The organism is Bacteroidales bacterium, assembly GCA_021648725.1.
Lineage (GTDB): Bacteria > Bacteroidota > Bacteroidia > Bacteroidales > JAADGE01 > JAADGE01.
In genome coordinates, this window is sequence record JAKISF010000030.1 from 16,659 (window position 1) to 40,301 (window position 23,643).

26 protein-coding genes are annotated in these 23,643 nt (G+C 30.6%); 17 read left to right on the plus strand and 9 right to left on the minus strand.

Annotated elements, in window-relative coordinates:
* Nucleotides 1-109: 109 nt before the first annotated feature.
* Nucleotides 110-793 (minus strand): OmpA family protein, encoded by a 684-nt coding sequence (locus L3J35_10825; GenBank protein MCF6366682.1) that lies wholly within the window; start codon nucleotides 791-793, stop codon nucleotides 110-112.
* 34 nt (nucleotides 794-827) lie between these two features.
* The gene (locus tag L3J35_10830) at nucleotides 828-3,551 is read right to left on the minus strand and encodes an AAA domain-containing protein (GenBank protein MCF6366683.1); all 2,724 of its coding nucleotides are present in this window, start codon (nucleotides 3,549-3,551) and stop codon (nucleotides 828-830) included.
* A 123-nt stretch (nucleotides 3,552-3,674) separates the two neighbouring features.
* Here L3J35_10830 and L3J35_10835 point away from each other — a divergent pair, with 123 nt between their 5' ends.
* The 14 genes from L3J35_10835 to lepB all read left to right on the plus strand — a co-directional run bounded on the left by L3J35_10835 (nucleotide 3,675) and on the right by lepB (nucleotide 13,795).
* A complete protein-coding gene (locus L3J35_10835) occupies nucleotides 3,675-4,163 on the plus strand; it encodes a hypothetical protein (GenBank protein MCF6366684.1) in 489 nt (162 codons plus the stop codon).
* Between the two features lie 63 nt (nucleotides 4,164-4,226).
* Nucleotides 4,227-4,394, plus strand: a complete 168-nt coding sequence (locus L3J35_10840) for a hypothetical protein (protein MCF6366685.1) — start codon at nucleotides 4,227-4,229, stop codon at nucleotides 4,392-4,394.
* 94 nt (nucleotides 4,395-4,488) lie between these two features.
* The gene (locus L3J35_10845; GenBank protein ID MCF6366686.1) at nucleotides 4,489-4,857 is read left to right on the plus strand and encodes a hypothetical protein; all 369 of its coding nucleotides are present in this window, start codon (nucleotides 4,489-4,491) and stop codon (nucleotides 4,855-4,857) included.
* Between the two features lie 86 nt (nucleotides 4,858-4,943).
* Nucleotides 4,944-5,465, plus strand: a complete 522-nt coding sequence (locus tag L3J35_10850) for a sigma-70 family RNA polymerase sigma factor (GenBank protein MCF6366687.1) — start codon at nucleotides 4,944-4,946, stop codon at nucleotides 5,463-5,465.
* A gap of 67 nt (nucleotides 5,466-5,532) precedes the next feature.
* Nucleotides 5,533-6,792, plus strand: coding sequence for a PorT family protein (locus tag L3J35_10855; GenBank protein MCF6366688.1), 1,260 nt, complete (start codon nucleotides 5,533-5,535; stop codon nucleotides 6,790-6,792).
* A 123-nt stretch (nucleotides 6,793-6,915) separates the two neighbouring features.
* Complete coding sequence (gene thrS / locus L3J35_10860) at nucleotides 6,916-8,853, plus strand: threonine--tRNA ligase (protein ID MCF6366689.1); 1,938 nt, start codon at nucleotides 6,916-6,918, stop codon at nucleotides 8,851-8,853.
* Nucleotides 8,854-8,909: 56 nt separating this feature from the next.
* Nucleotides 8,910-9,458, plus strand: coding sequence for a translation initiation factor IF-3 (gene infC / locus L3J35_10865; protein ID MCF6366690.1), 549 nt, complete (start codon nucleotides 8,910-8,912; stop codon nucleotides 9,456-9,458).
* A 47-nt stretch (nucleotides 9,459-9,505) separates the two neighbouring features.
* Nucleotides 9,506-9,703: a 50S ribosomal protein L35 gene (gene rpmI / locus L3J35_10870; protein MCF6366691.1), complete on the plus strand. Its 198-nt coding sequence runs from the start codon at nucleotides 9,506-9,508 to the stop codon at nucleotides 9,701-9,703.
* Between the two features lie 147 nt (nucleotides 9,704-9,850).
* Complete coding sequence (rplT, locus tag L3J35_10875; protein MCF6366692.1) at nucleotides 9,851-10,195, plus strand: 50S ribosomal protein L20; 345 nt, start codon at nucleotides 9,851-9,853, stop codon at nucleotides 10,193-10,195.
* A gap of 64 nt (nucleotides 10,196-10,259) precedes the next feature.
* Complete coding sequence (gene dapB / locus L3J35_10880) at nucleotides 10,260-10,973, plus strand: 4-hydroxy-tetrahydrodipicolinate reductase (protein MCF6366693.1); 714 nt, start codon at nucleotides 10,260-10,262, stop codon at nucleotides 10,971-10,973.
* A gap of 38 nt (nucleotides 10,974-11,011) precedes the next feature.
* Nucleotides 11,012-11,317, plus strand: coding sequence for a nucleotidyltransferase domain-containing protein (locus L3J35_10885; protein ID MCF6366694.1), 306 nt, complete (start codon nucleotides 11,012-11,014; stop codon nucleotides 11,315-11,317).
* On the plus strand, nucleotides 11,286-11,648 hold the full coding sequence (locus tag L3J35_10890) for a DUF86 domain-containing protein (protein MCF6366695.1): 363 nt from the start codon (nucleotides 11,286-11,288) through the stop codon (nucleotides 11,646-11,648). Before L3J35_10885 ends, L3J35_10890 begins: the two co-directional genes overlap by 32 nt.
* A gap of 4 nt (nucleotides 11,649-11,652) precedes the next feature.
* A complete protein-coding gene (locus L3J35_10895) occupies nucleotides 11,653-13,077 on the plus strand; it encodes a S26 family signal peptidase (GenBank protein ID MCF6366696.1) in 1,425 nt (474 codons plus the stop codon).
* A 61-nt stretch (nucleotides 13,078-13,138) separates the two neighbouring features.
* Nucleotides 13,139-13,795 (plus strand): signal peptidase I, encoded by a 657-nt coding sequence (lepB, locus tag L3J35_10900; protein MCF6366697.1) that lies wholly within the window; start codon nucleotides 13,139-13,141, stop codon nucleotides 13,793-13,795.
* 11 nt (nucleotides 13,796-13,806) lie between these two features.
* Here lepB and L3J35_10905 read toward each other — a convergent pair whose 3' ends face one another.
* Together L3J35_10905 and L3J35_10910 are read right to left on the minus strand one after the other, a co-directional pair.
* Nucleotides 13,807-14,790, minus strand: a complete 984-nt coding sequence (locus L3J35_10905; protein ID MCF6366698.1) for a toll/interleukin-1 receptor domain-containing protein — start codon at nucleotides 14,788-14,790, stop codon at nucleotides 13,807-13,809.
* Nucleotides 14,791-14,879: 89 nt separating this feature from the next.
* Complete coding sequence (locus tag L3J35_10910) at nucleotides 14,880-15,290, minus strand: hypothetical protein (GenBank protein ID MCF6366699.1); 411 nt, start codon at nucleotides 15,288-15,290, stop codon at nucleotides 14,880-14,882.
* Between the two features lie 129 nt (nucleotides 15,291-15,419).
* Here L3J35_10910 and L3J35_10915 point away from each other — a divergent pair, with 129 nt between their 5' ends.
* Nucleotides 15,420-16,190: a methyltransferase domain-containing protein gene (locus L3J35_10915; protein ID MCF6366700.1), complete on the plus strand. Its 771-nt coding sequence runs from the start codon at nucleotides 15,420-15,422 to the stop codon at nucleotides 16,188-16,190.
* Between the two features lie 81 nt (nucleotides 16,191-16,271).
* Here the strand turns inward: L3J35_10915 and L3J35_10920 are convergent, their stop codons facing one another.
* Entirely contained in the window at nucleotides 16,272-16,982 is a 711-nt protein-coding gene (locus L3J35_10920; GenBank protein ID MCF6366701.1) for a YebC/PmpR family DNA-binding transcriptional regulator, read from the minus strand.
* Nucleotides 16,983-17,068: 86 nt separating this feature from the next.
* On the opposite strand from L3J35_10920, the gene L3J35_10925 reads away from it, so the two are divergent.
* Complete coding sequence (locus L3J35_10925; protein ID MCF6366702.1) at nucleotides 17,069-17,725, plus strand: hypothetical protein; 657 nt, start codon at nucleotides 17,069-17,071, stop codon at nucleotides 17,723-17,725.
* 303 nt (nucleotides 17,726-18,028) lie between these two features.
* The gene (locus tag L3J35_10930; protein ID MCF6366703.1) at nucleotides 18,029-18,373 is read left to right on the plus strand and encodes a hypothetical protein; all 345 of its coding nucleotides are present in this window, start codon (nucleotides 18,029-18,031) and stop codon (nucleotides 18,371-18,373) included.
* Nucleotides 18,374-18,555: 182 nt separating this feature from the next.
* On the opposite strand, the gene L3J35_10935 is transcribed toward L3J35_10930, so the two are convergent.
* The 4 genes from L3J35_10935 to L3J35_10950 form a co-directional block, all read right to left on the minus strand.
* Complete coding sequence (locus L3J35_10935) at nucleotides 18,556-19,317, minus strand: transporter (protein ID MCF6366704.1); 762 nt, start codon at nucleotides 19,315-19,317, stop codon at nucleotides 18,556-18,558.
* Nucleotides 19,318-19,366: 49 nt separating this feature from the next.
* A complete protein-coding gene (locus L3J35_10940; GenBank protein MCF6366705.1) occupies nucleotides 19,367-20,812 on the minus strand; it encodes a bifunctional metallophosphatase/5'-nucleotidase in 1,446 nt (481 codons plus the stop codon).
* Between the two features lie 78 nt (nucleotides 20,813-20,890).
* Nucleotides 20,891-22,078, minus strand: coding sequence for a knotted carbamoyltransferase YgeW (gene ygeW, locus L3J35_10945; GenBank protein MCF6366706.1), 1,188 nt, complete (start codon nucleotides 22,076-22,078; stop codon nucleotides 20,891-20,893).
* An 18-nt stretch (nucleotides 22,079-22,096) separates the two neighbouring features.
* Nucleotides 22,097-23,296 carry a YgeY family selenium metabolism-linked hydrolase gene (locus L3J35_10950; protein MCF6366707.1) on the minus strand — a complete coding sequence of 400 codons (1,200 nt, stop codon included), beginning with the start codon at nucleotides 23,294-23,296 and terminating at the stop codon, nucleotides 22,097-22,099.
* Between the last annotated feature and the right edge of the window lie 347 nt (nucleotides 23,297-23,643).

Consider the following 23,643-nt stretch of genomic DNA (forward strand, 5'->3'; position numbering starts at 1 on the left):
ATAAAACATTTTACACATAGAAACGAAAAGAGTAAAAAATGTTTCCTTGTTTTTAATGAAATGCTGTTTTTGTGTGATGAAAGGTTTTTACTGAAGAATAAAATGCAACTTATTGCTCCAAAATACGAACTTCGGTTCTTCTGTTTTTTTGTTTTCCTTCGTTTGTGGAGTTAGATTCAACCGGTTGGGTTTCTCCGTAGCCTACTGCTGTTAATCTATCGGGAGAAATACCTTTTTTTATAAGATAATTCCTTACGGTTTCTGCACGTCTTTGAGAAAGGTCAAGGTTCATGTCTGCTTCTCCGTCGCTGTCGGTATGACCTGCAAGTTCAATTTTAAGTGTTGTTTTATGCTTCATAAATTCGGCAAGTTCGTTTAAAGATTTAAAAGAAACAGATTTAAGGCTTGCTTTATTTGTATCAAAATGAACATCTTTTAACGTATATGTTTTCGGAAGTTCATACGAAATTCCTACATCAAATTCCATATCGTAATCGGCTTCTGCAATATCAACAGCGGTATAGTTCATGTCTTGGTCAAAGGATTTTATTTTGATTTGATAAACAGAGCCGTTTGGTAATGTAATTTTAAATTTTCCGGTTTTATCGGATATTTCGGAATAAACTTTGCCGGTTTTTTTGCTTACAAAAAATATCTTATCTCCGGGACTAATATTTTTTTCCATATCAGTTACCGTAACATTTAATACAGAATGGTAAATTGTGTCTTGGGAAAAACTGTTTAGTGTTGTGAATAGAACCAGTATTGCAGAAATGTATTTTATTATTTTCATAGTTCTAAGTTTGATTTTTTCAAAGTTACAAAATTTATTTCAAATCTTTCATCAGTTCAAAAAAACAATTCTGCTTATCACTTACCCAACGTGTATATGATAAAGGTATTGTTTTTAAGCCGGCTCTTTGCAACATTTTATATCTTTCGATTGTAAAGGCACCTTCAAATTCACCGGGATAACCGATAAGGTCAATTCCGTATGTTGTATCTTTTATTTTTACAATGATGTCTATTTTTAATCCGGCAACCGGAAATGCTTTCCATGTTTTTAAACCTTGCTTATGAAGTTCTTCCGTAACTTCTTCAATGAATTTATCTTGAATTTTATTTGTTTTTTCTTCTTTGTTAAGGTCACTAAAACTTTCAAGATATTCCCTTAGTAGTGAGTTGGTTGTTACGGATTTGATGTTTAATGAATGATAAATATATTGCATTGATTTTGCACGAGTTATCGAAACATTAAATACATTGGGCTTATTGATATGCCTGAATGCCGTAGGATGAGAATTGTTATCCAAAACAAATGTAAGAAACATAATGTCTCGTTCATCGCCTTGAAAACCATATGCTGTTGAGACTCTGATATTGTGCTTTTTAATTTCATTAAGAGTAAACTTTTTTTCAATTAAATCGGAAATATATTCTGCCTGATTTCTGAAAGGAGAAAGAATACCAATTGAATTGCAGGTTTGTTCGTTTAATTCTTTTTCGGTTTCAATAATTTCGGTAAGTTTTTTAATTATGCAATCAGCTTCTTCGATATTGTATCCTTGCTTAGTTCTTACTCCTTTGCAAAAGATAACTTGGCTTCCTGCATTTTTTGAAATGTCAGGTCTGGAATTCATAATTCGCAGAACTCCGGAGTAAAATTTTTCATTACTGAAACGAATAATCGAAGGAAAACTTCTGTAATGTTCATTTAGGAAGAATATTTGTTCTTGATTTGAAATATTATTGCTGACAATATCCAATATGCTGTTATGCCGGTAATCAAGGGTTTCGGAATTATAATTTTCAAGATTAAATTTTGTGATAAGATTATTGCTCATTGCCTTCGACAGAAAAGAAACGTGCCTTAATTGGCTCGGGTCGCCGGTAAAAACTGCGTGTTTTGCTCTTTGAATAATCGGGATACTGCTTGCAATATCGCATTGTGTGGCTTCATCGATAATTGCAATGTCAAACAACTCCGTATTTAAGGGCAACACTTTATTTATATCGCTCATCTTCACAAGCCAAATAGGGAAAACTTTCAGAATATGCTTAAAGTCAGCTGTTTTGAAATATTCTTCTTGTTTGGTTCCTTGTCTTGCTCTTAATGCTTTCAATAAATTCATTAAGCTTTTTCGATGCTTGATAATTGCAATTTCAATATTTTCGGAATGTTTTTCTTCAATGTATTTAACAGTATCTGCATTTAACTTATGAAGTGCTTTGTCGAGTTCCGAAATAAGTTCAGGATGTGTTTTTAACTTTTCGTTTCTCCAATTAATATATTTCTTTTTCAAGTTTGTAAAGAAACCTTTTTCATATTGTTTTTCGGCAATAAATTTCCCCCAATTCATTTCATCGTCAATTCTTTTTAAAAATTCGTTCTCAATTTTTGCAATTTTTTTGTCTAATCTTTTTAAATCGCTTTCAAGTTCCTTTGAACTTATTGAATCATCTTTTTTATAGATTCCGTTTAAAATATTTTGCAAATACTTTTTTAAATCTCTGAGGTATTGACTTCTTCCGCCTCTTACAATAATGCCTTTTATTCCGAGTTGTTTTTCAATTTTGTCGGCAATAACGTCAACAGCTTGGTCGGTTCTTGATGCAATTAAAATTGATTTTCCTTTTGTAATTTGTTCGATTGCAAGTGTTGCAACGGTATATGATTTTCCGGTTCCGGGGGGTCCTACAATGAGGCTTGCCGGGAACAAAGGAGCATTTTGAAGAACTTTTTTTTGCGTTGCACTTAAAATTCCGGGAACTCTTCCGAGTTTTTCGTGCGATTTTTTAATGTTTTCTCCGGAATTGAAAATAGCTTTTAAAGGTGCGGAAAAAACATTTGATTTTGAAATTTCGTTCAGTTCATTAATGATTCCTCTTGTGTTTATTGACTTTTTAATAATTCCCGCACCACTTGCCGGAATAATTTTATAGCCTTTAAGTTCATTTAATTGTTTTGCTTGCAAATGTTTTTTTACTTGTTTTTCAGATAAGAGTTTCGGAAATAAGTTGAGTTCTTCAATATCTAATTCAGGTATAAATGTTTTGAAAATATCTGCCAATCCGAATAAAGTTGTGTCGTCAATATCAAAACCGGTAACAATTTCTGTAATTCTTTCAAGGAAGATTTCGTTATCGCTTTCATCTTCACGAATTCTGTTTAAAAGCGGATAATTTATTCTTCTTTGAGATTTGTCGATTTGAATAAAATATTCGTCTTCAGGTTTTACAATTTTTGCAGGATGTATAATTAAAGGGGAGCAAATTTTTGTTATTCGATTACTGAAACTTACTGTTTTCCCGATAACGAATAATGAACAATACACAAATTCCTTTTCTTTTTCGTAGAGTTTGGCAATTTTATCTGTCTTTACGGCATAATCTTCTTCAACAGGGTAATAAGGTAACTTGCCGTTAATCAGATTTTCTTCGTCATCAAATATTAATCTGCTTTCAACCGATGCTCCGAAAAAATTGCTTACGGTTAAGCTGTTATTATCAGCTTGATAACAGGCATTGAAATATTTTATAAGGTTTTGCATTAATTTTTATTAGAATTCAAGGTAATAATTTAAAAGACTAAAGTAATATTTTTTATGATTTTGAATTATAATTGCATCACTTATCGTAATTTTAACGTATTAATTAATAGTAAAACAAAAAAGATGAATCTTCACGAAAAATTGATTATCGTATTTTTAGTAATTATTACTTTTGCTTGTGATAACAAAATAAGTACGGAAGACGGAAAATTGATAACACATTCGTTATGCAAAAATGGAAAGAACTTAGTGTATGAAACAAATGAAACATGTGTTGAATATTCTTATAATACAGAAAGTAAAACTCTGAATTTGAAACATATAAATACTGCTTTTAATTGTTGCCCGGGCAAATTGTATTGTGATATTTCCGTGAAAAACGATACAATTATTCTTGAAGAAATTGAGCGGAAGCAAGATTGTAATTGCTTGTGTTTGTATGACATGGAAGCTGACGTTTATAATATTGAAGCGAAAAGTTATGTCATAAAATACATTGAACCTTATATCGGATATTATGATGAACTGATTTTTGAAATTGATTTATCAGTAAATATTTCAGGTAATTATTGTCAGGAAAGAAATAATTATCCTTGGGGGATTAATAATTGATTTTTATATTGAATAATGAAAAAAGGAAGGTTTTATTTATTTATAGTTGTACCAATAATATTTATGCTGGTAAGTGCTTGTGTAAAAGGTAAATGTGAAACTTGTACTAAAACAATTGGGGGTATAGCCGGAAGTATATTAATTGAAGAGAGAGTAGTATGCGATGAAAATCAAATAAAAGAATTAGAAGAATCTTCATCGGGAACTACTGTTTGGTCATGTGAAGAATAAATGTTTATGATAACCGATGGAAATTGAATGGATTAAGCATACGTATATATTTTTACTTTTGCAAAAACTATGTGACCTTTAATATTATAAACATATGAAAAAGATAATTACAATACTTACAATCTTTTTATTAATAAATACTTGTGATTTAGATAAAAGTGATATAATCTGTACTGAAATTTTTGCAATGGTTACAATAAAAGTAACAGGCGGAGATTTAGATGAGTATTATACTGTCAGAACATCAACAAATGATACAATTCGTCCTTATCAGTATGCTTTTAATGATGCATATACAGTGCTGGATGATAATTATTTGCCGGACTTAAGAAATGATAAAGATGACTTTATTTTTATCGGAATAATTAATAATCAAATTGTTATTTCAGAAAAATTTGTTATCAAGGCAGATGATTGTCATATTATTAAAGTAAGGGGACCGGATTTGGTTGACTTAAAGTAAAACAAAAATAATTTGTTGAAGAGCAATTGCAAAACAAAAAAGAAGAAATAAACCCAAAAATCATAAAGGGTTGTGTGAAAGGCGATATGAAGCATCAAGAGATGCTTTACAGACAATTCTATGCCTACGGAATGAGTATAACTTTACGATATACAAAGAGTAGAGAAGAGGCAATTGAAGTTTTAAACGACAGTTTTTTGAAAGTATTTAATAACATTAAAAAATTCGATATAAATAAGTCGTTTAAAAGTTGGTTCAGGCAAATTACGGTAAATACGTCTATTGATTATTATCGTAAAAGCAAACGAATGATTTTAACCGATGATATTGAAAATTATGAATCAGCAACATTCGACACAACAGAAATTAACGAGCTGGAAGTTGAAGATATATTAAAACTGTTGAACTCAATACCCGAACATTATGCCGTTATATTTAATTTATACGAAATTGAAGGATTTGACCATAACGAAATTGCGGAAAAGTTAAATATTTCCGACAGTACGTCCAGAGCAAATTTATCCAGAGCAAAAAAAATGCTTCGAGAGTTATATGCAGAAAATTTTCATTATAAAGATAAAGAGTATGTGAAAGTTTTAGTGAGTTAATGTTAGGTCGGCAGTTTAATTCAATAAAAAAGATTTAAATAATAAAGTTTAGATTATATATAAAAAAATGCAGGAATCGTTTGATGAAAAAATGAGCAATAAAATTCGCAGCACATTTGAGAACTATAATGAACCGTTCAATAATGATGCTTGGAAATTAATGCAAGAAAAACTAACCGATAAAAAAAAGAAAAAAGCATTTATTTGGTTTATAGATATTGCAAAAGCTGCATCAATAATTTTATTTGTCGGGATTGGAGTTTTATGGCCTTTTAAAACCAACCATCAATTTTCGAATACTGATAATTCAATTTTAGTAAATGACAGTACATTTAAAAATAAAGAAATAACGGATAAAAATAACATACTTAACATTGCCTATAACTCTAATAAAACAGATAAACAAGAATTTGTAAAAAAAGACAATTCAATTGTTAAACAGCCATTTAAAGAAATTCAAAATAATAATACTAAACAGAATTATATTACAGATAATAAGATTGAAATTAATATAAACAGAGTTTTAAATGATTCTGTTAAAAATGAAGAAGAACAAGAAAAAAAGATTTTTGCTGATTTAGCAAAGGTCGTTGATAAAGACAGCATTAACAATAAAACATCAATTGATACGGTAAAAGATAACAGACCGATTTTAATGCCGGATGATAAGGATTTCTTTATTGAAAAAAAAACCGGTAAGAAGTTTAACTTCGGGCTGGCTGTTTCTTCGCATTTTAGTTCTTCCGAGATTGGGGCAACAGATAATATTAATATCGGCGGTGGTGTTTTAACTGAATATCGTATCTCAAAAAGAATTAGTATAAATTCCGGTTTATTGCTTACTAATCATCATATGAATACAGAAAGCAGCAGTTTATTCGGAAGTTTAAAGTCTTATGATGCTGTAGAAACAGCATTTGCAGGAAGTTCTGAAACTGAAATATTATTAGTCGGATTAGATATTCCTTTAAATGTAAAATTCAATTTTGATAAAATGTATATTTCTACCGGTGTTTCTTCCTTGGTTTATTTAAAAGAAAGTTATTTTGAGAATTATTATGTTGAAAATACACAAGAAGTATATAACTCTCAAACGAATTCATATGAAACTCTATATCTTTACGATCAAGTAAGTGAAAATCAAGAATCCGGTGCATTTAAAACCTTTGATTTTGCAAAATTATTTAATTTTTCTGTCGGTTATAAAATTCCTTTAAAGAAAGGCAGTTTGATATTTGAACCTTATGCCAAAATTCCGATCGGTAACTTAACTTCCTATAATATTTCTTACGGTTACGGCGGTTTGGCTTTGAAGTATGATTTTTAAGCGAAACACACCATTAAACAATGCAAATAAACTAAAAAACAATTTCGTATTTTAATTATCAATATTAACTTCGCCGGCTTAAACACATGCACATTTTGTATTTGTGTATGAAAAATATATAATATGATAAATATAACATTCCCCGATAAAACAGTAAAGGAATTTGAAAGCGGTATCACCGGTTTAGAAATAGCAAAAGGAATCAGTAATCGTTTGGCAAAAGAAGCCGTAGCAGTAGGTGTAAACGGTAAAACTTACGATTTAACTCGCCCGATTACTGAGGATGCAGACTTCGCAATATACAAATTTGACGATGAACAAGGTAAAGATGCATTTTGGCATTCATCTGCTCACCTTATGGCGGAAGCTATTGAAGCACTATACCCGGGAGTGAAACTTTGGGTAGGTCCTTCTATTGATAACGGTTTTTATTATGATATTGACCTTCCGGAAGGGAAAACAATATCTGATAAAGATTTTCCGAGAATTGAAAAAAAGATGCTCGAATTGGCTCAACAAAAAAATGAGTATATCAGAAAAGATATGAGTAAATCTGAGGCATTAAAATATTATACCGAAAAAGGAGATGAATATAAAGTTGATTTAATCAGCGGATTAGAAGACGGTACAATTACTTTTTACGAGCAAGGAAACTTTACTGATTTATGCAGAGGACCGCATTTGCCGAATACCGGCTATATTAAGGCAATGAAAATAATGAGCATTGCCGGAGCCTATTGGAAAGGTGATGAAAATAATAAACAATTGACACGTGTTTACGGAGTAAGTTTTCCGAAACAAAAATTATTAAGCGAATATCTTGTTTTACTGGAAGAAGCAAAAAAACGAGATCACAGAAAATTGGGGAAAGAACTTGAATTATTTACCTTCTCAAGCAGAGTAGGACAGGGGCTTCCGCTATGGTTGCCGAAAGGTGCAAAATTAAGAGAACGTTTAGAGAATTTTTTAAAGAAAGTTCAAACAGAATACGGTTATGAGCCTGTAATTACTCCGCATATCGGACAAAAAGAATTGTATGTAACATCCGGGCATTATGCAAAATACGGTGCAGATTCGTTTCAACCGATAAATACACCTGCCGAAGGCGAAGAGTTTTTGTTAAAACCGATGAATTGTCCGCATCATTGTGAAATTTATAAAGCAAAACCTCATTCATATAAAGATTTACCGATACGTTATGCAGAATTCGGAACCGTATACAGATATGAGCAAAGCGGTGAGTTACATGGACTTACACGTGTTCGTGGTTTTACTCAAGACGATGCACATATTTTTTGCAGACCGGATCAATTAAGAGAAGAATTTATTAAAGTGATTGATATAGTTCTTTATATTTTCAAAACTCTTGATTTTGCTAATTTTACAACTCAAATTTCTTTAAGAGATAAAGAAGATAAAAGTAAATATATCGGTTCTGATGAAAATTGGGAAAAAGCAGAAGCTGCCATTATAGAAGCATGCGAAGAAAAAGGTTTAAATACTGTTATTGAATACGGTGAAGCTGCATTTTACGGTCCTAAGTTAGACTTTATGGTAAAAGATGCTCTCGGCAGAAGTTGGCAGTTAGGAACCATTCAAGTAGATTATAATTTGCCGGATCGTTTTGAATTAGAATATACCGGAAGTGACGACAAAAAACACAGACCGGTAATGATTCACAGAGCCCCGTTCGGTTCAATGGAAAGATTTGTAGCCGTGTTAATTGAACATACCGCCGGTAAATTTCCGCTTTGGTTAACATCGGAACAAGCAGTTATTTTACCTATAAGCGAACGTTTTAATGATTATGCAAAAGATGTAATGAATCAATTAAAATTAACAGATGTTCGTGTAACCGTTGACAATCGAAATGAAAAAATAGGTAAAAAGATAAGAGACAATGAGATGAAGCGAATTCCTTATATGTTAATTGTCGGTGAAAAAGAAGTTGAAAATAACTTGCTTTCGGTAAGAAAACAAGGCGAAGGCGATATAGGAACAATGACAATTGAAGAATTCTCAAATTTTATTAATGATAGAGTTGCGAAAGAACTAAAATAAATTATATCTTTGCAAATTGAATTTTTTAACTAACTAATAAATAGGAGGAATAAACAATCAAAAAAAGGAAACCTTATAACAAAAGAAAAGAGAACTTAAAGTATAAGTTTAATACAGGTAAATATATCAGAGCCAAAACAGTAAGATTGGTAGGTGATAATGTAGAAACCGGAATTTTTTCTTTGGATGAAGCATTGAAACTGGCGGAAGAACAAGACTTAACACTTGTTGAAATTTCACCTAATGCAAATCCGCCTGTTTGTAAAGTAATTGATTTTCAGAAGTTTATTTTTGAACAAAAAAAGAAACAGAAAGAACTGAAATCAAAACAACAGAAAGTTGTTATAAAAGAAATACGTTTCGGACCGAACATAGATGACCATGATTTTAATTTTAAATTAGACCATGCAAAAAAGTTTTTGGAAGCCGGAGCAAAAGTTAAAATTTTTGTATTTTTCAGAGGCAGAACAATTGTTTATAAAGACCAAGGAAAAATTAAATTATTAGAATTTGCACAAGCACTTGAAGAATACGGTAAAGTTGAATCAATGCCGAAATTGGAAGGGAAGAAAATGACAATGTTTATTACACCGAATAAAAAATAACACAAAATATTATAAATTTTTATTATTAATTTTAAAAGGAGAAAGTTATGCCTAAAATGAAAACCAAAGGCGGAGCGAAGAAAAGGTTCAAATTAACAGGAACCGGAAAAATTAAACGAAAACATGCTTATAAAAGTCATATTTTGACTAAAAAATCCAAAAAAAGAAAAAGAAATTTGGGTTACACAGCAATCGTTCACAAAGCTGACGACAGAAACGTAAGACAACTTCTGGCAATGAAGTAAGCAAAATTCGGTTTAAAAACCCGGTTCGGAATGTTAATAAAAAGAATCTTTAACAAGATCGCATCCGCCAAAAACAAACAAGTATTAACCTGAATAAAGGCTTTAAGAGTTAAAAAAACCGCCGATATTCAAAAAAAATTAAAAAGTATGCCGCGTTCAACAAACAAAGTTGCATCAAGAGCAAAAAGAAAAAAAATTCTTAAACAAACAAAAGGTTACTTCGGAAGAAGAAAAAATGTTTGGACAGTTGCTAAAAATGCACATGAAAAAGGTTTGCAATATGCTTACCGAGACAGAAAAACTAAAAAAAGAAATTTCAGAGCACTTTGGATTCAAAGAATTAATGCAGGTGTAAGACAATATGATATGTCTTATTCCGAATTTATGGGAAAAATTCATAAAAAAGGAATTGAACTTAACAGAAAAGTTCTTGCAGACCTTGCAATGAACCATCCCGAAGCTTTTAAAGTAATTGTTGATTCAGTTAAATAAATGAAATTTCAGAATGATACTAAGCCCGATTATTTCGGGCTTTTTTTATAAAAAAATCATAAAAATGAAAATAGCAATAATCGGTTACGGGAAAATGGGTAAAGAAATTGAAAAAATTGCCGAAGAAAGAGGACATGAAGTAATATTTAAATTTGATGTAAACAGCAATAACTTTACAATTGAAAATTTGAAGAAAACTGATGTTGCGATAGAATTCACGCAACCAAGTTCTGCATACAAAAACTATTTAAAATGTTTTAAAGCAAATATTCCGGTAGTTTCCGGAACAACCGGTTGGCTTGATAAATTGCCTGAAATAAAGTTGCAATGTGAACAAAATAAACAAACTTTTTTCTATGCTTCAAATTTCAGTATAGGCGTTAATCTGTTCTTTAAATTAAACAAACAACTTGCAGAATTAATGAATAACTCGGAAGGATATAATGTTAATATTTCCGAAACACATCACACCGAAAAAAAAGATGCTCCCAGCGGAACAGCAATTACAATTGCCGAAGATTTAATCACAAATTATGACAAAAAAGAAACTTGGGTAAAAGAAAATGCCGTTAATAATACGGAACTTGTAATTCGTTCGTACAGAGAGGGAAAAGTACCCGGGCTGCATACCGTAAAATACGAATCCGACGTTGATTATATTGAAATTACACACAGTGCAAAAAGCAGAAAAGGATTTGCTCTCGGAGCAGTTTTCGCAGCTGAGTTTACACAAAACAATAAAGGATTTTTAACAATGGCTGATTTATTAGATTTTTAGACTAAAAATTTGTTAATTTGAAAGTTGAAAATGGCATTATGAATAAATTATTATCAGAAAATATAAACAAAATTATTGAATATTGCGAAAAGTATAAGGTGGAAGAATTGTATGCAATAGGTTCAGTTACAACTGAATATTTTACTGATGAAAGTGATGTTGATTTGTTAATTAAATTCAGTAATATTACGATTGAAGAATATACGGATAATTATTTCATTTTACATAAACTTTTTGAAAAGACTTTTAACCGAAAAATTGATTTAATAACATACAAATCATTGAGTAATCCATATTTTATTAAATCAATAAATGAAAATAAGCAACTTCTTTATGCAGTATAAAATTAAAAAACATTTATATGATATTTTGATTTCTGCAAATTCAATTTTTGAATATTTAGGAAATAAGAGAGATTTTATACATTATGAAAAAAATAAGTTGCTTCGCAGAGCTGTTGAAAGAGAATTTGAGATTATAGGAGAGGCAACAAGCAGAATACTTAAAATAGATAAAAACTTCCCGATTAATAATGCAGAAAGAATTATTAGTTTAAGAAACTATGTGATACATGGTTATGATAAAGTTGATAATGTAATTATTGGGGGAATAATATCAAGAGATTTACCGAAGTTGAGAAAAGAAGTTAATATTTTATTAAATAAATATAAATAACAGAATGAGAACATTATTAAAAAACAAGTATTTCAAGTTTGTCTTTTGGACAATAGTTTTTTTACTGTTTGTACTTTGGATAGGAAGTTGGTGGCTTTTATTAGGAGTTCCCGTAATATTTGATTATTACATTTCTAAAAAAGTTAATTGGACTTTTTGGAAAAAAAGAGACCTGAAAGAAAAAAGTAAACTAATAGAATGGGTTGATGCCCTGGTGTTTGCCGTAATTGCCGCAACAATTATCAGAATGTTTTTTATTGAAGCATATATGATTCCTACATCTTCGCTTGAGAAATCATTATTGGTCGGTGATTATTTATTTGTAAGTAAAGTAAGCTACGGACCTAGAATGCCGAATACACCGCTTGCAATACCTTTTACACATACATTTCAAGGAAAAGAATTTGAGCCTTATCTTGATTGGATAAAATCACCCTATAAACGATTAGCAGGTTTTGGTGAAGTTAAACGAAACGACATTGTTGTTTTTAATTTTCCGGTAGGAGATACGGTTGCTCTTGAACGGTCAGCCGAAAGTTATTACAAAATTGTTCGGGAAGAAGCTCTAATGCTAAAATATACAGATGAAAGAACAGGAATTGTAACTAAAGATGACAGTATATATTTGAACCAAGCAAGAAAAAGAGTAAAATCAAATTATACAATTGTTGACCGCCCTGTTGATAAAAAAGATAATTATGTAAAACGTTGCGTTGCAATTGCCGGAGATATTCTTGAAATAAAGGAAGGCGAAGTTTATATTAACGGAGAAAAAGGTACAGAATTTAAACACACACAATATAACTATCATATAGAAACTAAGCCGGGTAAATCGCTGAATAAGAAGACATTATCTGATATGGGTATAAGTGCCGAAGACTATGCTACATCAGGAAGAATTACAAGTTACGAAAGACTTCCCGGTTATGTTTTGCCTTTAACGAAAGGTTATGTTAAAAAGATATCAAAGTTCAGAAGTGTTGAAAAGGTTGTAATTATTTTAGATGAACCCGGAGAAATTGATCTCGGCATTTTTCCGCATGACGAAAGGTATAAATGGAATAAAGATTACTTCGGGCCTCTATATATTCCTGAAAAAGGAAAAACCATAAAAATTGATACAAGCAATATTTCAATGTATAAAAGAATAATTGATGTTTATGAAAATAATGATTTTAAAATTGAAAACGGTAAAATTTTCATAAATAAAAAAGAAGCAACAGAATATACTTTTAAAATGAACTATTATTTTATGATGGGAGATAACAGAGGAAACTCTGCCGATTCAAGATTCTGGGGTTTTGTTCCCGAAGACCATGTTGTAGGAAAACCTGTATTTGTTTGGTTATCACTTGATAAAGACAGGTCATTATTTAACGGTAAAATTCGCTGGAACAGATTATTGAAAATCGTAGATGAGGATTTATAAAAAGATTAAGAAAAGAAATATTAAACCGCTGAAATTAACAGCGGTTTTTTAATTTTGTATTATGAAGAAACCTTTAAAGAAAATCATATTTTTCTCTTTGTCGGCAATAACATTAGTTTTTATTATTAAACTTTTTGTATTTGATTTTTATACGGTTGCGAATATGTCTATGTATAAAACAATAAAAAAAGGAGATAAAATAATAGTAAATAAATTTTCAAAATTGAATGAAGGTAATATTATTGCTTTTGAAGATGATAAAACAGGAGATATAAAGGTAAGTAGGTTGGTTGCAAAAAACGGCAGTTTCGTTAAAATTATCGAGCAAGATTTATTTGTAAATAAAAAATTTATTGATTTTGAAGAAGTTGCATATTCATATTGCTTAAGGTATATTTCAAACGATGAAGAGGATTCTTTAAGAAATATTTATTTGCTTAAAAAGATAAATAATTCAGGCTTTTTTCAAGTTGAACTTACTGATAACGAGTTCAATAAAATATTAAAAGATACTTTGTCAAACTTAAAAGAAAAGTTGGTTGCTGTTAAAAAATGCAAATACAATATATTTTCCGAGCCCGATGATTTTCTTGAAATAACGGTTAAAAAGGATTCCGTTTTTTTACTGAATGATAACAGAAGTGATTTATTTGATTCTCGAATGCTCGGTCTTATTCCGAAAAATAAAATTATCGGAAAAGTTATTTATGTTTATTGAAATTTTTGTCTTTATTGTTTCTGAAATGTAATCTTAGTCGTAACGGTTTCATCTCTTCCTTGAGCATCTTTAACAAGTTCGGTAACAACAATAGTCATTTCTGTTTCGGTTAAATTAAAGATATTGATTTTTTCTTTTTGATTAACATTTTCCGGTATTAAATAAATTATTCTTTTTTTACTGTCATATTCCCAATATCCTTTTTGAATTTCAGGCGTAAAACCGACCCTTGCAAAAGTTCTGTCGGCATTATATGTTAATAACACTTGTTTTTTCATTGCTTCGATGTTCTGCTCAGTTATCTTTTTTTCTTCCGGAGTCATTGTTCTGCTGTCTTCATAATCAATCATTCTCCAAGAACCTACAATTATTTTTTCATCGTCTTTTAAGTCTGAATTAACAAAAACAGGTGTTGTATTGTTATTTTGTATTAAGTTATTATTGTTTTGAGAAATATTATCAGATTTATTTGTTTCGGAATCGAATACCGTAAGATAAATTAAAATTGCAGCCAGTATAGAAATTATTGCATATAAATGTGTTTTTTTTATGTTAAAATCATTTCCTTCAGTTTGTCCTTTGTTTACTTGTTTTTTTGGCTTAATAATCCTTCCTTCCGATAATTCTTCAATAATTTCGAGTAAAATCTCAAAGGCTTCATCAAAACCGTCGCCGTGTGCATCAACCCATTCAAGAGAATGAAGAATGTATTGCATTCCTAAGTTGTCATCAATATCCCCGACTTTAAAAGGAATAATATTGCAATTATTATTAACTGCAATCTTTAATTGATTAATAACTTCAGTTGATTGCTGTGAACTTTTTGATAAAATAAAAATAAAAATACTGCTGTTCTCAATAAGCCCGGAAGTGTTTCCGGCTGCTTTATCTCTTGAAGAAACATAACACGGTATTCCTGACGATTCTAATTTAGAAACTAATTTTTTTGAAATGCTTTTATCATTTTTAGCATGACTTATAAAAATATTCTTCATTATAATTCATTTTATATAGAAAACGCATGTAATTTACTCAAATTGTCTTTGTTTAAATTACATGCGTAAAACTATTATGTTAAAAATTCTTATTTTGTTTTAATAAAAGAGGTTGTTATTAAAAACTCATCAAAATCTTCAATCAGAACCAAACTGTCTTCTGTTAATGTTTCTATAACAAATTTATGCGGAGAGTACATATCGTCAACACCCCAATCAATTTTTAAGGTGTCTCCTGCTTCATCCATTTCCCAAGTTCCTTCTGTTGCTTCCGGAAACTTTTTGCTTATTTTTTTATCAGAAAATTCAAAAATTTCATTTTCTAATACTTCAGCATTCATTTCATTTAAAAACTCAATGTCTGCAGCTTCTGTCATTGTTGAGTTTTCAATTTTATTAACATCCCATTTCCCGGATATTTTGTCATGAGGGGTTTTTTTACAAGAAGATGCAAAAACTACAAAAATTAACAGAATTGATAGAAGTTTAATTTGTTTCATGAGAATCGGATTTATATTTTTAATATTTATAAGAGGAACAAATCTACTAATATTTAAACTTAAATACAAAATAATATCTTTCAAATATCAAAAAATGATTTTATTTTTATTATTTTGAAAAAAAAAGAAATGCGTAAACTGATTAAACTACTTTTAAAATATATACCTCGGCCGTTTTTAATTAAAATGAGTATGTTGTTTAACAAACCTGTCAGTCTTTTTTATAAAGGAAATAGTGTAGAATGTACGGTTTGTAATAAACATTTTAAGAAATTTATGCCTTACGGCTACGGTGTTGCAAATAAAAGTAACAGACTGTGTCCTAATTGTTTATCGTTGGAAAGACATCGTTTGTTATGGCTGTATTTTCAAAATAAAACAGATTTGTTTAAAGAAGAAAAAGTTGTTTTACACATGGCACCGGAACAGCCTTTTATTAAACGTTTTAAGAAATTTGAAAATTTGAATTACACAACTGCCGATTTATTTTCACCTATTGCCGACGTTAAAACCGATATCAGAAATATGGATTTTAAAGACAGCAGTTTTGATGTTTTTATTTGCAACCACGTGATGGAACATATTGACGAGGAACAAAAAGCATTGAAAGAAGTTTTACGAATATTAAAACCTAAAGGTTGGGCAATTTTACAAGTTCCGATTGATTATTCTCTTGAAAAAACCTTTGAGGATGATACTGTTACGGACAAAAAGGAAAGAGAAAAGATTTTCGGGCAATATGACCATGTAAGGCTATACGGAAAAGATTATTCTGAAAGGTTAAGAAAAGCCGGTTTTAAAGTTATTGAAGATGATTTTGTAAAAACATTTTCTGATGAAGAAATCAAAAGATACAGATTTGACAAAAATGAAATAATTTATTTGTGTGTAAAGGAATAGAAATTATATATTGCTCTCATTATTAAGGACTTGAATATTTTTTAAAATTGTAAGGTCTTGATGTCATTAGGAAAATAATATTTAAACAATATTTGTATAAACAGCTTGAACATCATCATCTTCTTCCATTTTATCAATAAGAACTTCTATTTCTTCAAGTTGTTCTTCTGTAAACTCAACAGGAGAAGTCGGAATTCTCTGTAAACCTGATTTTGTAAGTTCAATACCTTTTTCTTCAAAAGCAGCGGCTAATGTTCCGAAATTTTTGTAATCTCCGTAAACATATACAGTTCCGTCATGTTCTTCAATTTCCTCCAAACCGACATCAATTAATTCAAATTCAAGCTCTTCAAGGTCGATTTCATCTGTTTTTTCAAATTCCAGAACAGCCTTTCTGTTAAACATAAATTCTAAGGAGCCCGAAGGCACTAATCCGTTTCCGTATTTATTGAAATAGTATTTAATATTTGCAACGGTTCTTGTTGTATTATCTGTTGCACATTCTACAAATATTAATACACCGTGAGGTCCCTTGCCTTCGTAATTAACTTCAGTATAACTTGCGGCATCTTTGCCCGATGCTCTTTTTATTGCAGCCGATATATTATCTTTCGGCATATTTTGAGCCTTAGCATTTTGAATTGCAGTACGCAATTTTGCATTCATGTCAGGATCTTCGCCGCCTTCTTTTGCAGCAATAGTAATTGCTTTTGCAAGTTTCGGAAATATTCGGGACATTTTATCCCAACGTTTCATTTTTGCAGCTTTTCTGTATTCAAATGCTCTTCCCATATTATTTCTTATTTATTTTATGCAAAAGTAAAAAAAACGAATAAATATGGCATTTAATAAATGATTTTTATTTCTAAATTTGAAGAATGAAAAAAATATCTGTATCAAATATAATAAAAAATGCTTGCCCTGATATTAAACTCGGGATAATTTATTCAAGCGTAGTTTATAATAAATACAATGAATTTTTATGGGCGGAAATTAAAGATGAAATAAATCGTATTTCAGAAATCAAAACAGAAGAAGTAAAAAACATTCCTCAAATTGCAAGCTCTCGAGAAGCATACAAAGCATTGGGCAAAGAGCCTGCAAGATACAGATTGTCGGCAGAAGCTTTGCACAGAAGAATTATTAACGGAAAAGGAATATATCAAATAAGCAATATTGTTGATGTTATAAATTTATCGTCTGTTAAAACCGGTTATTCAATAGGCGGATATGATTTTGATGAAATTCAAGATGATATTATTTTCGGTATCGGAAAAAAAGATGAAGATTATGAAGCAATCGGCAGAGGAAAAATGAATATTGAAAGCCTTCCGGTTTTTTATGACAACAAAGGAGCATTCGGAAGTCCTACATCTGATTCGGTAAGAACTATGATAACGGCAAAAACTGTCGAAATTTTGTTAATTGTTATTAATTTCGGAGGGCATGATAATTTTGATGCGGATTTGAAAATGATTTCCGAATTAATACAAAAATATTGTTTAGGAAGTGAAGTGAAAATCAAAGTTAATTAGGGTTTGCTGAAAAGCTCACAGGTGCATTAGATTTCAAGTTTCTCGTTTGAAGTCGTATATAAATACTGCGAAATAAGAGAAATTTGAAAGGTAGTGTGCCTGTGGGCAGCTAAAACATTTTACACAAGTGCAGGGAAATAGGGCGAAATGAATTAAAAACCTTGCACTTGTATATGTAAATAATTTTATAAATGACTGAAAAATAAATATATTAGCGTTTTTCAGCAAACCCTAATTAAATGCTTTTATTGTAAAATTAAAACTGTTATATTTGCACTTTAACAAATTATAAAATTATTTAATATGAAAAAATTATTATTTATTGTAGGAGTTTTTTTTATGTTTTCTTGTGGAGATAAACCGGATGTAATGTTTACTGCACCTTCTTCGGCAGAGGTTAACAAAGAAATTATTGTTAAATTTACTAATCCTATCAGTTCAACTGAAAAGTCAAAATATTGGATTACAATAATTGAAAAATCTAAAGAAGATAAAGATTGGGGAAAATGGCAATATGTGAAAGATAATGCCGAATCAATAAAACTAATTTGTCCGAGCCAAGCAGGAGAATATGAAATAAGATTACATGATATGTATCCTTCAAAATCATTTCATGTAGTTGAAAGAGCATCCTTAACTTTAAAATAGAAAGTTGTCAGATGCCTAAAGGTGTGAGTTTGATGTGAAATTTTCTCTCAATTACTTCCTTATATTTTTTTATATAATGCTTGTTTTTTTAAGACAAATATTATAAGAACTCACATTAAAAAGAAGAATCAATAATATTGATTCTTCTTTTTAAAATCGGGTAAAAAAGGTGAAAAATTGAATTAGTTTGTATCTATTAACCAAGCTAACCCCATAGCAACAAAATTCATGGGATGATTAATACCTGTTCCGAGAGAAAAATCAACTTGGAAATTCTTTTTAAGAAGGAAGAAAATACCGCTGTTTATACTTGCGGTATGTGTGCTGAATTCAGCTAAATTTCCGTACGGTTCAATAAAAAAACCGAATTTATTATTTACGTTGTATCCTAAACCTATACTGTAAAGCATTGAGCTTTCTCCGTTTCCGTTATAAATATATCCTATATTATACCCTAAACCGAGTTTGTCGGTTAAAACATGAGAAACTGCAATTTTATTTATTGTTGCATACGTTCCGTTTGTATAAAGTGCTGAGCCGGTAGGTACGGAAAGGTGTGTTTCAAAAGCAATCTCTGTTTTTGCATTTTCTTTTTTAAAAATTTGAATTTTAGTCCCTACTTCAATATCACTGAATCCTACTGTTTTAGAAGAACTATAATAGGGATAATCGTAAATGTCTTTTCTGTATTGGCTCAATAATCTCAATTCTACTCGTTTTGTAAGCCCGAACCTGAACAATGTTATCGGAGAAGTTACATTTATTACGGGGTACAAATCATTTCCCGAAATCTGTCTTACTATGCCTGTTTCTATTTGAAAACTTCCTTTCGGTAAAACAGAAGATGATTCTGATTGTGTTGGTCTTTCGGTAACTATTTGAGCATTAATGTTTATGCTGACAGCAGTGATGAGGAAGATAAGTGAAATTTTAAATTTTTGCATCTTTTTTATTTTAATAAGTAAAACGAAGTTTTCTTTCAAATATACTAAATTATTTCATATTTTCAAAAACACGCTTAACTCCTTTATAGTTTATAGTTTTGTTTTTTTTAATAAAATTAATTGTGTTTTCAGCATCAATTATTGTATATTTTTTTCCGCCTTTTAAAAAATTCAAATTATATGATGTCGCCATATAATCATTAACGACAACGCTGTAAGTTTTTTTATCAAGTTCTGTTTTATCGGAAGTTAACAGTTTAACTTTTTTAAGTTTCTTTTTTTCTGAAACTGTTAAATTGATAATTAAACCGCTTACCTGTAATTCATTGTTTTGATGAAATTTAAATGTGTATTTTATCAGTTTTTTTATTTGTTTGGGTGTTAAATTATATTCAACAAAAGTATTCCCGAAAGGTGAAAGTTCAAAGATTTGCTTAACGGTAATTTTTCCTTTCGGAAGTTGGTGTGTACGAATGCCTCCGTTATTTTGAAAAGCAATATCAACATTTAAGGTATCTCGCATTGCATCTGTCATCATTGAACCGAGTTCGTCTTTTCCGGTAATATCATCATCAGCATATCCGATAACTATGTAAAGACCGGGATTATTATTGTATTGTTTTATTAATCCGGCAATTTCTTCATCGTATCTTGTTGCATCTCTTAAACCTATCATTGTATCTTTCTTAGAGATGAGTTCATGATTAACAACTTTTAAAGTCATTACCCCGAAATAGTTAACATAAGACCCGGATTGTGTAACTAATGTATTTCCTTTTAAATCTCCTTGCTGAAGTTTTGTATGGGAATGACCTCCGATAATTGCATCAAAAACGGGAATCTTTTTTGCAAGTTTTAAATCTCTTTTATAGCCGAGGTGTGTAAGAGCAATAAAAATATCAGAAGAATCTTTGTAGCTTTTATATTTTTTTGCAACTTCAATCGGGTCTTTAAAAGAAATGTTTTTTAATTTCATGGGGCTGCTGCTGGGAATACCTTGTTTGTTTGTTTGTGTAAGACCTAAAATGCCAATTGAAATTCCGTTTTTTGTTTTCAATTTTATATAATCAACAGGTTTATTCAGTTCTGCATTATTATCAGGGAAAATATTTGCCGAAATAAACGGAAAGTCAGCTTCTTTTCTGTATATGTTAAAGTTTTTTTGACCGTAGTCAAATTCGTGATTTCCTATTGCAGAAGCATCATAAGAAATTTTATTCATTAAATCAACCATTGGGTACCCGGGATTTTTATATTGGTCAACAACGGGGTTGCCGGTAAAATTATCACCTGCCGAAAGTAAAAAAACATTATTGTATTTACTTCTGTAATGTTTCACAAAGTATGCAAGTTTTGCCATATTATCAATTTTTGCGTGCATATCATTTGTATGCAGGATAATAATTTCGGTTGTATCATTCTGCCCTGTAACTTTTGAGAATAAAGTTGATGATACCAATAATATGCCGATAAATATTCTGTTCAGTTTCTTCATAATTTATTATTTAAAGCCCAAAAATAAAAAATCCTGCCAACTTACAGACAGGATTTAGAATTGTTTTATTTGTATTTTTTATATTCCGAATCTTTTTTGATTTCTTTTCAGAATTTTATTTAAAGCTTTTGCAGGCTTTTTAAATTTATTTACAAACATCATTGAAGCAATAATGTACGGTTTATATCCTGCCTCTTTGTATGTTTCAATTCTGTATTTTTCAAAAACTTTGTCGGTTACTTCTCCTTCCTCGCAACTTAAACCTGAAATGTCAGCCGGAAGCGGATGCATATATAAAGCTTTTCCGTCTTTTGTGAGTTTAACTTTATCGTCATCAACTGTCCAATCTTTGAAGTTTGCATTTTCGGCTAATGCTTCTTTTTCAAGTTTTTTTAAACCTTCAGTATCTTTATTTTTAAGAAGTTCAGTTCTCTTTTCCATTACATGATAAGGAGCCCAACTTTTCGGGTAAATAATATCAGCATCTTTAAATGCCTCTTCCATATTGTCAACAATTTTAAACGAACCGCCGCTTTCTTTTGCTTGTTTTGCTGCAAGTTCTTCAACTTCGGGAATTAAATTATATCCTTTCGGGTAAGCAAGTTCTACATTCATTCCGAAGCGTGTCATTAAACCTATAATTCCTTGCGGAACGGAAAGAGGTTTTCCGTAACTTGGTGAATATGCCCAAGAAACTGCAATTTTTTTACCTTTTAAGTTTTCTAAACTTCCGAATTTATCAATTAAATGTTGTAAGTCAGCCATTGATTGGGTAGGGTGGTCTATATCGCATTGAAGATTTACGATGCCGGGGCGTTTGGGTAAAACACCGTTTTTATATCCGTCATCAAGTGCTTCACCGACTTCACGCATATATTTATTTCCTTCACCGAGATACATATCGTCTCTTATTCCTATGTAATCCGAAAGAAATGATATCATATTTGCGGTTTCTCTTACTGTTTCTCCGTGTGCAATTTGCGATTTTGTTTCATCAAGGTCTTGAATTTCCATTCCCAGCATATTAGATGCCGATGCAAAAGAAAAACGAGTTCTGGTTGAGTTATCTCTGAATTGTGAAACTGCTAAACCGGAATCAAAAACTTTTGATGAGATATTGTTATCACGCATATCTTTTAATATTTCAGCTACTTTTAAGACGGTTTTTAAATCGTCTTCACTTTTTTCCCACGTCAGCAGAAAGTCTTTACCGAATAATTCCGGTTTCAATTTTTTAAGTTCTTTTATTTTGTCTTTTATATTCATAATTAATGTTTTTCAATATTATTTGTCTTCGGAAATCATATAGGCAAATGCAGCGTAGAAAGCACTTGCTTTTACAAGATGTTCAATCGGTACTTTTTCATCGGGAGCATGTGCTAAAACTTCATTTCCCGGACCGAAACCTATCATCGGAATATCATAATAACCGTTAATGGTTACACCGTTTGTTGAAAAAGTCCATTTGTCAATTTTAGGTTCAGAATTAAATAAAGCTTTATATGCTTCTCTGCCTGTTTGCACAACTTTGTGGTTTTCAGGAATTTTCCATGTGGGATAGTATTTTTCCATTCCGTATTTTAAACCTGTGTATGCTTTTTCTTCATAATACAGTACTTCAACTTTTCCGCCGTGTTGAGAAACAACTTCTTCAACTTCTTTTACGGCACTTTCTTTTGTTTCTCCCCAAGTTAAGCGTCTGTCGAGATGCAAATGTGCATAATCAGAAACAGCACAAAGGGAAGGACTGCCTGATTTGAATTCAGAAATAGTAACTGTTCCTTTTCCGAGGAATTCATCATCTTTTATTCTTTCGTTAAGTTTTTCAATTTCTAATGCTGCTCTTGAAGCTTTATAAATAGCATTATCTCCTCTTTCGGGAGCAGAACCGTGACAAGAAATTCCGGCAAATGTTACACGCATCTCCATTCTTCCTCTGTGCCCTCTGTAAATATTTAAATTTGTAGGTTCGGTACTGATTGCAAAATCCGGTTTTATTTTTTCTTCTTCAACAATATATTTCCAGCATAAACCGTCGCAATCTTCTTCCATAACAGTTCCTGTAAAATAAATTGTCCAATCTCTGTCAAAACCGAGTTCTTTTAAAATTCTTCCGGAAGTTACAAAAGCTGCAGCTCCGCCTTCTTGGTCAACTGTTCCTCTCCCGTGAACAAAACCGTCTTTTATTTCACCGCCCAAAGGGTCGAATGTCCAATTGTCAAGATTTCCCAAGTCAACGGTATCCATGTGAGCATCGACAGCAAGTATTTTTTTTCCGTTACCGATTCTTCCGATAACATTTCCGAGCCCGTCAATACGAACTTCATCAAAACCGGCTTCTTCCATTTGCCTTTTTAGTTCAAGTTGAACATCTTTTTCTTCCATACTCACCGATTTAATTTTAACGAGTTTGGATAAATTTTCAGCTGTATAGTTTTTATATTTTTCAGCTGCTTCATTAATTTTTTTAATATAGTTTTCCATATATTTTAAATGTTGATTTTATTTTTTTGATTTATTGTTTTTTGAAAAAGGATGACAAAGGTAATATCTTTGTATATTTAATCAAATAAATATTTTTTTCTTATTAAAATAGTAGTTTGACATATTGTTTTTACAGTTCGACAAAATAATTATTTGCCCGGAATAATAAATTGTATATTTCGTTTCTAAAATCTAATTACAAACAAAAAATATTAATTATTTCTACTTTACGAAGTTAAAAAAATGCTCGAAATAATGAAAAAAAGTTGTTAGTTTGATTGTAAATTGTTAATTTAGAACAAATTATACAAGCTATTAATATCGCTGATTTTATTTGATAAACTTTC

Excerpts from the sequence above, each read along its gene's own strand:
- L3J35_10925 (MCF6366702.1), top strand. The coding sequence starts at position 17,069 with ATGAAAAAAATATCTGTATCAAATATAATAAAAAATGCTTGCCCTGAT.
- L3J35_10910 (MCF6366699.1), bottom strand. The coding sequence starts at position 15,290 with ATGAAACAAATTAAACTTCTATCAATTCTGTTAATTTTTGTAGTTTTT.
- ygeW (MCF6366706.1), bottom strand. The coding sequence starts at position 22,078 with ATGAATATAAAAGACAAAATAAAAGAACTTAAAAAATTGAAACCGGAA.
- thrS (MCF6366689.1), top strand. The coding sequence starts at position 6,916 with ATGATAAATATAACATTCCCCGATAAAACAGTAAAGGAATTTGAAAGC.
- L3J35_10885 (MCF6366694.1), top strand. The coding sequence starts at position 11,012 with ATGAATAAATTATTATCAGAAAATATAAACAAAATTATTGAATATTGC.
- L3J35_10840 (MCF6366685.1), top strand. The coding sequence starts at position 4,227 with ATGCTGGTAAGTGCTTGTGTAAAAGGTAAATGTGAAACTTGTACTAAA.
- L3J35_10915 (MCF6366700.1), top strand. The coding sequence starts at position 15,420 with ATGCGTAAACTGATTAAACTACTTTTAAAATATATACCTCGGCCGTTT.
- L3J35_10890 (MCF6366695.1), top strand. The coding sequence starts at position 11,286 with ATGAAAATAAGCAACTTCTTTATGCAGTATAAAATTAAAAAACATTTA.
- L3J35_10895 (MCF6366696.1), top strand. The coding sequence starts at position 11,653 with ATGAGAACATTATTAAAAAACAAGTATTTCAAGTTTGTCTTTTGGACA.
- L3J35_10935 (MCF6366704.1), bottom strand. The coding sequence starts at position 19,317 with ATGCAAAAATTTAAAATTTCACTTATCTTCCTCATCACTGCTGTCAGC.
- L3J35_10920 (MCF6366701.1), bottom strand. The coding sequence starts at position 16,982 with ATGGGAAGAGCATTTGAATACAGAAAAGCTGCAAAAATGAAACGTTGG.
- L3J35_10835 (MCF6366684.1), top strand. The coding sequence starts at position 3,675 with ATGAATCTTCACGAAAAATTGATTATCGTATTTTTAGTAATTATTACT.
- L3J35_10855 (MCF6366688.1), top strand. The coding sequence starts at position 5,533 with ATGCAGGAATCGTTTGATGAAAAAATGAGCAATAAAATTCGCAGCACA.
- L3J35_10930 (MCF6366703.1), top strand. The coding sequence starts at position 18,029 with ATGAAAAAATTATTATTTATTGTAGGAGTTTTTTTTATGTTTTCTTGT.
- L3J35_10830 (MCF6366683.1), bottom strand. The coding sequence starts at position 3,551 with ATGCAAAACCTTATAAAATATTTCAATGCCTGTTATCAAGCTGATAAT.
- L3J35_10905 (MCF6366698.1), bottom strand. The coding sequence starts at position 14,790 with ATGAAGAATATTTTTATAAGTCATGCTAAAAATGATAAAAGCATTTCA.
- rpmI (MCF6366691.1), top strand. The coding sequence starts at position 9,506 with ATGCCTAAAATGAAAACCAAAGGCGGAGCGAAGAAAAGGTTCAAATTA.
- L3J35_10850 (MCF6366687.1), top strand. The coding sequence starts at position 4,944 with ATGAAGCATCAAGAGATGCTTTACAGACAATTCTATGCCTACGGAATG.
- lepB (MCF6366697.1), top strand. The coding sequence starts at position 13,139 with ATGAAGAAACCTTTAAAGAAAATCATATTTTTCTCTTTGTCGGCAATA.
- rplT (MCF6366692.1), top strand. The coding sequence starts at position 9,851 with ATGCCGCGTTCAACAAACAAAGTTGCATCAAGAGCAAAAAGAAAAAAA.
- L3J35_10950 (MCF6366707.1), bottom strand. The coding sequence starts at position 23,296 with ATGGAAAACTATATTAAAAAAATTAATGAAGCAGCTGAAAAATATAAA.
- L3J35_10940 (MCF6366705.1), bottom strand. The coding sequence starts at position 20,812 with ATGAAGAAACTGAACAGAATATTTATCGGCATATTATTGGTATCATCA.
- dapB (MCF6366693.1), top strand. The coding sequence starts at position 10,260 with ATGAAAATAGCAATAATCGGTTACGGGAAAATGGGTAAAGAAATTGAA.
- L3J35_10845 (MCF6366686.1), top strand. The coding sequence starts at position 4,489 with ATGAAAAAGATAATTACAATACTTACAATCTTTTTATTAATAAATACT.
- L3J35_10825 (MCF6366682.1), bottom strand. The coding sequence starts at position 793 with ATGAAAATAATAAAATACATTTCTGCAATACTGGTTCTATTCACAACA.